Here is a 6,180-nt window from a genome sequence, read left to right as displayed (position 1 = left end):
CTACGGCCAGTGGCTCGACCCTTCCATGACCTATTCCTCGGCTGTGTTCACCTCGGGTGATCAAAGCCTCGAGGAGGCCCAACGCGAAAAATACCGTCGTGTCGCCGATATGGCGGGCGTTACCGAAGGCTCCTCCGTGCTGGAGATCGGCTGCGGCTGGGGTGGCTTCGCTGAAACCGTGGCCAAGGACTACCGTGCCAATCTGCGCGGCATCACCCTGTCGGCCGAACAGCTCAAATATGGCCGGGAGCGCCTGGCCAAACAGGGGCTCGATGAGTTTGCCACCCTGGTGTTCGAGGATTATCGCCACACCGAGGGGCAGTTTGACCACATCGGCTCCATCGAGATGATCGAGGCGGTCGGCGAGGATAATTGGGACAGCTATTTTCAGACCGTGCATGACCGGCTCAAGCCCGGCGGCACGGCCGCCATCCAGGCGATCACCATCAATGAGGCCGATTTCGACGGTTATAAAAGTGGCCCCGATTTCATCCAGCGCTACATTTTCCCCGGGGGCATGTTGCTGACCAAGACGGTGATGCGCGAGTTCGGCGAAAAATACGACCTGGTGCTGGAGAACGTCGACACCTTCCGCCTGTCCTACGCCAAGACTTTGCGGTTGTGGCGCGAGCGCTTCCTCGAACGCTGGCCGATGATTGCCCCGCTGGGCTATGACGAAGAGTTCAAGCGCAAATGGGTATATTACCTCAGCTATTGCGAGGCCGGCTTTGCCGAAGGCTCGATTGATGTCGGCATCTACCAGTATCGCCGCCCGGCTTGACGGCGTAGCTCAAAAAAAGACCCCCGGACCATGTCCGGGGGTCTTTTTGCTGGCAGGGCAATGGATCAGTGGTGATGCTCTGGCATTTCTTCCAGCTGCTCCTTGGTCCAACCTGTTGCGGCGTGAACTTCGCCACTCTCGTCGCGCATGAACTGAAGATCGCCCAAGGGCACCGCGACCGGCTTGGCGCCAAGGCCGAGGAACCCGCCGACATCAATGATGACCTGGCTGGAGGGGCCCATCCCATGCACATGGGATACTTTGCCAACCTTGTGGTCATCAGCGCCGTAAATGGTCGCGCCTTCAAGCGCATCAGGCGTCAGTTCGGTGGGCGACAAACGGATATGATTGGTGTGGTCCATCGTGAATGCTCCTGTATTGGGGTTCAGTGAGGCCAACGGCTCAGCCGCCGGAGCGTTCCGTCCGGTCTGGGAATTGGGCAAAGCCTGCTCCAGCCGCTCAAGCGCCAGGCCGACGCGCCGTGCCACCTCGACATCGAAGTCGTGATCGGGACTGGTTCGCTCGTAGTCGAGCAATTGTTCCACCGTGATGCCGGCCTCTGCGGCGAACGCGGCGTCGTCGAGTTCAAGTGACAGGCGCCGGTTGTGGTCGCCCTTGGGCTGGCGCTGGCGGGGATCGGGTATCGGGTCCATGACAATTCTCCTCTGTGGAGAGGAAAATCAATCAGCGCCGCAAAGGTTCAATCCTTGGGCAGCATCTTTCCGGTGAGCCAGAAAAACACTGGGTAGGGCAGCCAGCGCACGGTCTTCATCAACCACACCATGCGCTTGGGAAAGGCGATCTCGAAGCGGTCCGACTGCGTCAGGCCGTCGACGATCCGCTGGGCTGCCTCGTCGGTCTCCATCAGGAAGGGCATCGGGAAGTCGTTCTTGTGGGTCAGCTCGGATTTGACGAATCCCGGCGCAATCATCCGCACCACAATATTGCGCGGCGCCAGTTCGCTGCGCATGGTCTCCAGCAGATTGATCAGTGCGGCCTTGGTGGAGGAATAGGCTGCCGAGCGCGGCAGGCCGAAATAGCCGGCCACCGAGGCGATGACGGCAAAGTGCCCGCCGCCCTGGCGCGCCATCTGTTCGATCAGTGGATTGGCAATGCGGATCACGCCCAGATAATTGGTGTCCACCACCTTGGCGAACTTGTCATAGGTGTAGTCGCCGACATCCATGGGCTGCCAAGCGGCGGCGCCGAAGATGAACAGGTCGATCCGCCCCATATCGGCAACGATCTGCTGCACGGCGGCCTTGATGGCGGCGCCATCGGTGACGTCGAGCGGGTAGGAGCCAATGGTGGGGTGCCCCTTGGCCACTGCCGCCAGCTTGTCCTCGCGGCGGCCCGAGATTGCCACGGTCCAGCCCTGCCGGGCCAGGCGTTGGGCGACGGCCGCGCCAATGCCCGAGCCGCCACCAATGATCCAGGCTACGCCCGGTTTCATGCTCATATCCTGAACAGCGGCTGCAGGGCCCGCATCAGCCGGCCACGGAAGGTCAGCTTGGCGTCCACCGCTACCAGGCAGATGCAGTCCTCGCCCGGCTCGGCAATCGGCTGATGCTCCACATCTTCGTCATGGTCGGCAATGTCGCCCTTGGCAAACAGGCCAAAACGGTCGCGATAGGCTCCCGACAGGATCAGCGTCAGCTCCTGGCCGCCATGGCCATGCTCGGGCACCGGTCGACCGGCACCGACGCGCAGCAACATCAGCCGCGAGCGGCCGTCCTTGCCCCAGCCCAGATCGGCCGTGGCCACACCCGGACCCGTCCACTTCCAGCGCACGCCTTCGAGCCCGTTCGGCAGAAAGCGCTGCAGGGGCAGGGGCACGTCGCCGGCAACTGTGCGCTCGTCATGCGGCATCACGTCAATTCTGTCGTCATCGCCCAGCGTATCCAGCAGCCGATCGAGCGAGCCAGCGGTCAGTTTGGCCTCGGGCTCGGCGTTGAGCAGCGCGCCGCCAATCGCATTGATCTGACGCAGCGCTTCGCGGCCGCCCTCCGACATTGCCAGATGCGTGGCCACAACCGTCGCATACGGGTCGTCAAGTGTACCCGCGCTGAAGGCCAGCAGGGTGGTGATGTCGGGGTGATGTTCAATGGTCATTGCAGATCCTCCAGCAAGGGCCGGAGCCGTCCATAAGCGAGGCGAAGTCGCGATTTCACGGTGCCCAGTGGCACGCCGAGGCTTTCGGCGATCTGGGCATGCGGCATATCGTGGATAAAACTCAGGCGCACGACTTCCTGTTGTTCGGGGGGCAGCAATTCGAGCGCGATGGTGACGCGGTCAATCACCTGGTTCTGTTCGACCAGCGTGCTTCCGCTGGGGCTGTCGCTGGCCAGTTCAAGCTTTTCGAGGTCTTCATAGGGCTTGTTCGATTGCCGCCGCAGCTGATCGATCCGCAGATTGCGGGCGATGGTGAAGATCCAGGTGCTCGCAGCGCCTCGCTGGCTGGAATATTGGCCAGCCTTGCGCCACACCGACACGAAGGTTTCCTGCACCAGATCTTCAGCCAGCGCGTCGCTGGCACCAAGCTTGAGCATCATCGATTTGATGCGCGGGCCGAAATGGTTGAACAGCGCGGCCAGAGCCGGTTTGTCACGTGATTGGGCCACCCGCAGCAACAATGCCGTGTAGTCGTTCAGCGCTGCTGGTGGCGGGGCACGCCCGATGTCTGGTTCTGTCATGCTCAAGGCATACATCGTCTGCTCCGCTCCTGTCAGCCCTTGTACGGCACGGGAGCAGCGCCAGATCACCGTGGCGTGGATCGCCAAGGCAATTGAGGTCGTTGCTGACGGTTCAGCTTGACGGTCTTGATGAGCGCGCGCGAGCATCATCACGCAGGGCAGGTCGCTGCCCGGTCAATGGTGGGATGATTTTGGTCAGCCGATAACAATCTATCGAGCGAGCGGACCGGGTTCGGGGATGAGGAATAAAGTTTCTGGTACGCCCACGGGGAATCGAACCCCGCTCTGCACCGTGAGAGGGTGCCGTCCTAACCGATAGACGATGGGCGCAGACCCAGAAAACTTGGCTTAGTTTCCACCCTTCATCAAGAAGGAGTGGTACGCCCTAGGGGAATCGAACCCCTCTCTGCACCGTGAAAGGGTGCCGTCCTAACCGATAGACGAAGGGCGCTTAAGCACTTCCGGTCGTATAGTTGGCTCGTTTGGGTTGTGCAACCCATAAGGACGCCCATTCAAACAATTATTTAGCAGCCCGAGAATGTGACCGGTCGGCGATAGCCGCGCGGCCGGTCGCGGACATCCACATGGATGAACTGGCGTCCGGGATAACACCCCAACCCGCCCACCGCATCGGTGCGCAGCGCAAACAGGATCATGTCCCGCTTGTCGACGCCGGGAATGTAGAAATCGGCGGCCATACACCTGGTATGATAGGAATTGCTGGCGCCACCCGCCGCCGCGTTGTGATTGCCGTCGCGATAGCCCGAGCTCATGATCACCTTGCGCCCGAAATGGCCTTCGAACTCCCACACCAGAAAGCGCAGCTTTGGCGACAGGCAGAAGGCATTGACGTCACGGCTGGCGACATAGGTGCCCCAGTCATTTCGCTTGTTCGCATAGCTGGCGCCACTGGAACTGGCGAACATGGCCATGGGCACGCAGGCCGCCAGCGTCAGAACGCAGAGGGCAAGGGCGGCGATGGATCGTAGCGCAGGGTGCATGGGACTTCCGAGAAACGCAAATGTTGCTCTCGTGCAACAGGCAACGATATGTTGCTGAAGTCCCTAAAATACGATCGGTTTTGCTAACCGCAGCCTAAGCGCCACGGTTAGCAAAACGTAAATGACTGATGGGTAGCTGGTGCCGGGTTACCATTGGCCGGTATTGGGCATCGACAACCATGGCTCCTGCGGGGGCAGATCACCTTCCTGGATCAGCTCGATCGAAATGCCGTCCGGAGACCGCACAAACGCCATGTGCCCGTCGCGCGGCGGGCGGTTGATGACCACGCCCATATCGCTCAGGTGCTGGCACAGGCCGTAGATATCTTTGACGCGATACGCCAGATGACCGAAATTGCGCCCGCCGGTATAGGTCTCGGGATCCCAGTTATAGGTCAGTTCCACCTGCCCACCCTTGTCGCCAGGCGCTCTCAGGAAAATCAGCGTAAACCGACCCTTCTCATTGTCGATGCGCTTGACTTCTTCCAGGCCCAAGCCATTGCAATAAAAGCGCAAACTATCCTCGACATTGGTCACACGAACCATGGTGTGCAGGAACTGCATGGCGTTCTCCTCTTTGGTTGATTGGCGGTGTTACTGGCCTAGCAAGGGCCGCTCGGCGCCGCAAGTTGAGCGCCATACAACAATTTCCTAAGACATGCTTAACAATCGCGCTTGAATCGGACAGACTGCGTCTATTGTGAAGTATCCCGCCGTGGCGGACGAGTATCGAGGGGCTGAGGGACGATGGGGGCCGATTCTGGTGGTGATGGTGACGGGTCGACCGTCTTCTCGCAGGAGAGGGGTGCGCCTGAGCATGCCGAGGCGTCTGCACGTTCGGGCGAATCCGGGCTCGATACCATTGAAATTTCTGGGGCGATCAAGTGGTTTGATGCCGGCAAGGGGTTTGGCTTTATCGTGCCGGACAACGGCATGCCCGATGTCCTGCTGCATGTGACCTGTCTGCGCCGCGACGGCTACCAGAGTGCCCATGAGGGCGCACGCATCGTCGTTGAAGCGCTCAACCGCCCCGGTGGCCTGCAGGCCTTCCGCATTGTCTCGATGGATGAATCCACCGCCGTCCACCCGGCCCAGATGCCCGCGCCACGCACGCATGTGGTGGTCGAAGCGACATCGGGCATGGTTCGCCTCGAGGTCAAATGGTTCAACCGCATTCGCGGCTTTGGCTTCCTGTCGGCCGGCGAGGGCACGCCCGACATTTTCGTGCATATGGAAACGCTGCGGCGCTTCGGTATTACCGAGTTGCGGCCCGGACAATTTGTGCTGGTCCGCTACGGCAATGGTCCCAAGGGCCTTATGGTCGCCGAAATCCGACCCGATGGTTGGGGCGATGCCCCGTCTTCGCACTAGGAAACCATAATATGATAGCGATTGCCTCTGGCTTTGTCCCGGCGCTGCGCCGTGCTGGCGCGTTTGTCGCCGTGCTGCTGGTGTCCGCGCCGCTCGCCGCGTGCAGCGATGAAGGCAAATTGGTGTTGCACACCGCCAGTGGCGCGCACAGTTTCAATGTCGAACTGGTCGACACGCCCGAAACCCGCGCACAGGGCCTGATGTTCCGCCAGGAACTGGCAGCTGACGCCGGCATGCTGTTTGATTTCCAGCAGGAGCGCGAAGTCTCGTTCTGGATGCGCAATACCTTCATTCCGCTCGACATGATTTTTGTCGGCGCTGATGGTGTGGTCAA

Annotated in this window: 9 protein-coding genes and 2 tRNA genes; 3 read left to right on the top strand and 8 right to left on the bottom strand. The window is 60.8% G+C overall.

The features are described from left to right. Positions 1 to 781, top strand: a 781-nt coding sequence (locus Q8O80_RS11145) for a cyclopropane-fatty-acyl-phospholipid synthase family protein (RefSeq protein ID WP_305579532.1), incomplete at its 5' end; no start/stop codon positions are given. Positions 782 to 846: 65 nt separating this feature from the next. Here the strand turns inward: Q8O80_RS11145 and Q8O80_RS11140 are convergent. The 8 genes from Q8O80_RS11140 to Q8O80_RS11105 all read right to left on the bottom strand — a co-directional run bounded on the left by Q8O80_RS11140 (position 847) and on the right by Q8O80_RS11105 (position 5,039). Continuing rightward, positions 847 to 1,143 (bottom strand): PRC-barrel domain-containing protein, encoded by a 297-nt coding sequence (locus tag Q8O80_RS11140; protein ID WP_305579534.1) that lies wholly within the window; start codon positions 1,141 to 1,143, stop codon positions 847 to 849. Positions 1,144 to 1,481: 338 nt separating this feature from the next. Continuing rightward, positions 1,482 to 2,234, bottom strand: a complete 753-nt coding sequence (locus tag Q8O80_RS11135; protein ID WP_305579531.1) for an SDR family oxidoreductase — start codon at positions 2,232 to 2,234, stop codon at positions 1,482 to 1,484. 2 nt (positions 2,235 to 2,236) lie between these two features. Continuing rightward, positions 2,237 to 2,893, bottom strand: coding sequence for a ChrR family anti-sigma-E factor (locus Q8O80_RS11130; protein ID WP_305579530.1), 657 nt, complete (start codon positions 2,891 to 2,893; stop codon positions 2,237 to 2,239). Then, positions 2,890 to 3,474: a sigma-70 family RNA polymerase sigma factor gene (locus Q8O80_RS11125; protein WP_305579533.1), complete on the bottom strand. Its 585-nt coding sequence runs from the start codon at positions 3,472 to 3,474 to the stop codon at positions 2,890 to 2,892. Before Q8O80_RS11125 ends, Q8O80_RS11130 begins: the two co-directional genes overlap by 4 nt. A 255-nt stretch (positions 3,475 to 3,729) precedes the next feature. Next, positions 3,730 to 3,804 (bottom strand) — tRNA-Glu (locus tag Q8O80_RS11120). Between the two features lie 46 nt (positions 3,805 to 3,850). Then, positions 3,851 to 3,925, bottom strand: a tRNA-Glu gene (locus Q8O80_RS11115). Positions 3,926 to 3,998: 73 nt separating this feature from the next. Beyond that, positions 3,999 to 4,475 (bottom strand): D-Ala-D-Ala carboxypeptidase family metallohydrolase, encoded by a 477-nt coding sequence (locus tag Q8O80_RS11110; protein ID WP_305579529.1) that lies wholly within the window; start codon positions 4,473 to 4,475, stop codon positions 3,999 to 4,001. Between the two features lie 147 nt (positions 4,476 to 4,622). After that, on the bottom strand, positions 4,623 to 5,039 hold the full coding sequence (locus tag Q8O80_RS11105; protein WP_305579528.1) for a VOC family protein: 417 nt from the start codon (positions 5,037 to 5,039) through the stop codon (positions 4,623 to 4,625). Between the two features lie 183 nt (positions 5,040 to 5,222). On the opposite strand from Q8O80_RS11105, the gene Q8O80_RS11100 reads away from it, so the two are divergent. Together Q8O80_RS11100 and Q8O80_RS11095 are read left to right on the top strand one after the other, a co-directional pair. Then, the gene (locus tag Q8O80_RS11100) at positions 5,223 to 5,846 is read left to right on the top strand and encodes a cold-shock protein (protein ID WP_305579527.1); all 624 of its coding nucleotides are present in this window, start codon (positions 5,223 to 5,225) and stop codon (positions 5,844 to 5,846) included. Between the two features lie 11 nt (positions 5,847 to 5,857). Then, the coding region (locus tag Q8O80_RS11095; protein ID WP_305579526.1) for a DUF192 domain-containing protein at positions 5,858 to 6,180 on the top strand (323 nt) is incomplete at its 3' end.

It is taken from the genome of Devosia sp. (assembly GCF_030689745.1).
Taxonomy (GTDB): domain Bacteria; phylum Pseudomonadota; class Alphaproteobacteria; order Rhizobiales; family Devosiaceae; genus Devosia; species Devosia alba.
The sequence above is the reverse complement of the archived record's forward strand: the minus strand, read 5'-3'. Positions and strand labels throughout refer to the sequence as shown.